This is a genomic window from Rhodoferax sp. (assembly GCF_010365055.1).
Lineage (GTDB): Bacteria > Pseudomonadota > Gammaproteobacteria > Burkholderiales > Burkholderiaceae_C > Rhodoferax.
The window spans coordinates 1-2,772 of sequence record NZ_JAAFHA010000184.1 but is presented as its reverse complement, the minus strand read 5'-3'; the positions used below and the strand labels follow the sequence as shown (position 1 = coordinate 2,772).

The following is a 2,772-nucleotide window of genomic DNA, read 5'->3' as shown; positions in this document are numbered from 1 at the left end:
GCTCAAGGTGTATTGGCCGGACGCTTACAAATCACCGGAAGAAGTGTTACCCAGTTTTGAACCACGCCCGAGCTCATAGTCTGTCCGCGCCAGTAGCATCTTGTCGAGTTCCTTCAATCGTGCGAGCGCTTGGCCCGCTCTCGGCCATGGCATGGCGCACCATCGGCGTGCTGGGCTGCCTGTTTGCCGATTGCCTGAGCTACGCTACCCGGCGGGCACCGGCACGCTGACCGGGCTTTGCCCCATGATCCTTGGATTCCTGCAGCAGTTGGGTCGGTGTGCGACCAAACCAGCGTTTGCAGCTGCGGGTTAACGTGAAAGACACCCACTACAAGACGTGGCGATCCCTGACCTGACGTCGGCCTGGACGCAACTGTGATGACGATAGAGTTAGCGGACGGTCAAGCGATAGCAACTGGCGTGGCGCCAGCTGGAATAAAGCCATGCTTGACCAGCATCTTCATCCATCGAGGTGCATTGCGCTGCACGCTGAGTGCTTCGTAGTCGACCGCCCGGTCGTGATACGGCTGGTTTGACTTGAGAACCGCAAAGACAATCCTCAGCATCTTGTGCGCCAGCGCCACGATCGATTTCTTGTGTCCCTTGCGGATACTGAGTGCCGCAAACTTGTCCTTCAGGGCACAACGACTTCGGGCCGCAGCCTGGGCAAATTCGCACAGCAGCCGTCTCACCCAGGCGTTGCCCTTGCGCGTCTTGCCGCTTTTGCGCTTGCCCGCGCTCTCGTTGTTACCCGGACAAATGCCCACCCAGGATGCCAGCCGCTCGGCGCTGCCAAAGCTGTGCATGTCCGCGCTGATCTCCACCAGCAGCATGGCCGCGCCCATGATGTCGATGCCCGGAATGGTCTGCAGCAGAATCAGCTGGGGCTGCCAGGCGGACAAGCCCTGCAGCAATTCCAGCTCGAAGCGCCCCATGCGCGACTCCAACTCCTCGATGTGCGCCATGATCTCGGTGAGCACGAACAGGTGCGAACGGCTGAGTTCCTCGGGCTGCAAAGCTTCAAACAACTCGGCACGGCTGGCGCGCAGGCGCCCAGCCAGATCAAGTACCTCGTGAATCGGCTTGCCCGCGATGAGCGCCTTGACCATGGCGCGCCCTGCTTGGCCGTGAATATCGGAGACCAGAACATTGAGCCTGATGCCCGCATCGGCGAGCAGTTTGTGCAGCCGGTTCTTCTCGGACGCCAACATGCCACCGAGCTTTTGGCGCTGGCGGGCGATCAGGCGCAGGTGGCGGATGTCGGCTTGCGGGATGAACGAGGCCCGCAGCAAGCCCGCACGCGCCAAGGTGGCAAGCCACTGCGCATCGGCCACATCGGTCTTGCGCCCAGGCACGGTTTTGACGTGTCGGGCGTTGACAACCCAGGCGGCGATGCCCACGCTCTCCAAGGCTGCGTACGGGCTCTTCCAGTAAATGCCGGTGCTCTCCATGACCACCACATCAGGACCAAACGACTTGGCCCATTCGGCCAAAGCCCGGCGGTCGCGCTTGAAGCCGCCAAATTCTCGGCTCTCCACTGTGACCGTGCCATCCGCCTGCTCGGCCACTGCGCAGGCGCTGATCTTGGCTTGGTGGACGTCCAGCCCGATGACGCGTTTATAGATCGGTGTGAGTTCCATGACTCTTCTCCTTTGACGAAAAACACTACACTCCAATGCGTGTTGTCGCCCAAAGGCACCTCCATTCAACGGCCTGTCAGGCAAGCCCGACGGCTCTTTTTAACGTGCGCTGTCCACTCACCTCGCAAGAGGCGGTGCCAAGCAATCCGGGGTACGAGTGAATGGTGGCGGGTCGAGTTAGATTTCGCGGTCGTTGCCATCAAAAGTTTTCGCGACCTCAGCCTCTGGGCGACTACACACCTTCGCAGTGTCTTTCATGATCAGGGGTGCTGCGCCCTCGCTGCATGAAAGTTAGACGGCAAAGTCGCCAGCAGCGCGTGAATCGCGTTAATGGAAACCGCCTTGTCTACTTCCGACGCATGCGCCAGCCGTATGTTCGCTTCCATCTGCCGCAACTCGGTTTCCGTGTCAGTGCCGATCAGCCTCACCAATGCGCTACGCAACCGAGTAATATCACTTGTTGCTTTCCGCATGGGGTGCTGCTCGCAAACCTTGATGTGCTCAGTCAGCACTTGGCTTCCAGCAGCAGGGGTGTCCTGCGGGTATTCGTGCCCACAATAAGCACAGGTGAGTGTTTGTCCGTTCATACTTTTCTCCGTAAAATTTACCATCTAACCAGTTAATCGAGAGGGATGGCTTTGCCACCCCTCATCACGGCGTTATGCCGCGCAGCCCGCCGAATGTCTTCATAGGCAGACTGGAGCAATTCGCGCAGTCTTGTGCATTCAGCCTCAAGTTCGCGCTTTGCCTGCACTACGTGCCCGAATGCCTCCTTTGCTCCTTCTTCTGCCAGAATCAAACCCTCAATCTCGTAGCACAAGGCCGTCACATCACGCATACGAATTGCGGGCCAACCATCTGGCTTGTGGTCAACCTCAAAACCCCGCATGCGCTCCACAAGCCGCATAACAGGTAGGTCCATCGGACCAGCGGTGGTGTCTGTTTTCATTCTGTGTCCTTTGTTGTTTGCTGGCCGCTGACCACGGCGTTAGGCCCCAAGACCGCCCGCGCCTGTTCCCACGCTAAGGGCTGGCGCCGGTGGTAGTCGGCGTAGTCGGTGCCGTGGCCCATTTCATGCAACTCGCGCAGCCGGTCCTTCAAGGCTTTCAGCGCCACCAACTCACGCAGCGCT

Annotated in this window: 4 protein-coding genes; all 4 read right to left on the bottom strand. The window is 59.5% G+C overall.

The window, feature by feature from the left end; translation table 11 throughout:
* Nucleotides 1-401 precede the first annotated feature (401 nt).
* Entirely contained in the window at nt 402-1,640 is a 1,239-nt protein-coding gene (locus GZ093_RS20755; RefSeq protein ID WP_296489627.1) for an IS110 family transposase, read from the bottom strand.
* 260 nt (nt 1,641-1,900) lie between these two features.
* Complete coding sequence (locus tag GZ093_RS20750; RefSeq protein WP_296489625.1) at nt 1,901-2,227, bottom strand: hypothetical protein; 327 nt, start codon at nt 2,225-2,227, stop codon at nt 1,901-1,903.
* Nucleotides 2,228-2,259: 32 nt separating this feature from the next.
* Nucleotides 2,260-2,589 (bottom strand): hypothetical protein, encoded by a 330-nt coding sequence (locus GZ093_RS20745; protein ID WP_296489623.1) that lies wholly within the window; start codon nt 2,587-2,589, stop codon nt 2,260-2,262.
* A partial coding sequence (locus tag GZ093_RS20740) for a hypothetical protein (protein WP_296489622.1) occupies nt 2,586-2,772 on the bottom strand: 187 nt, incomplete at its 5' end. The genes GZ093_RS20745 and GZ093_RS20740, both read right to left, overlap by 4 nt.

What these genes read in the sequence shown, in the direction of transcription:
- GZ093_RS20755 (WP_296489627.1), bottom strand. Translation starts at nt 1,640, where the DNA reads ATGGAACTCACACCGATCTATAAACGCGTCATCGGGCTGGACGTCCAC.
- GZ093_RS20750 (WP_296489625.1), bottom strand. Translation starts at nt 2,227, where the DNA reads ATGAACGGACAAACACTCACCTGTGCTTATTGTGGGCACGAATACCCG.
- GZ093_RS20745 (WP_296489623.1), bottom strand. Translation starts at nt 2,589, where the DNA reads ATGAAAACAGACACCACCGCTGGTCCGATGGACCTACCTGTTATGCGG.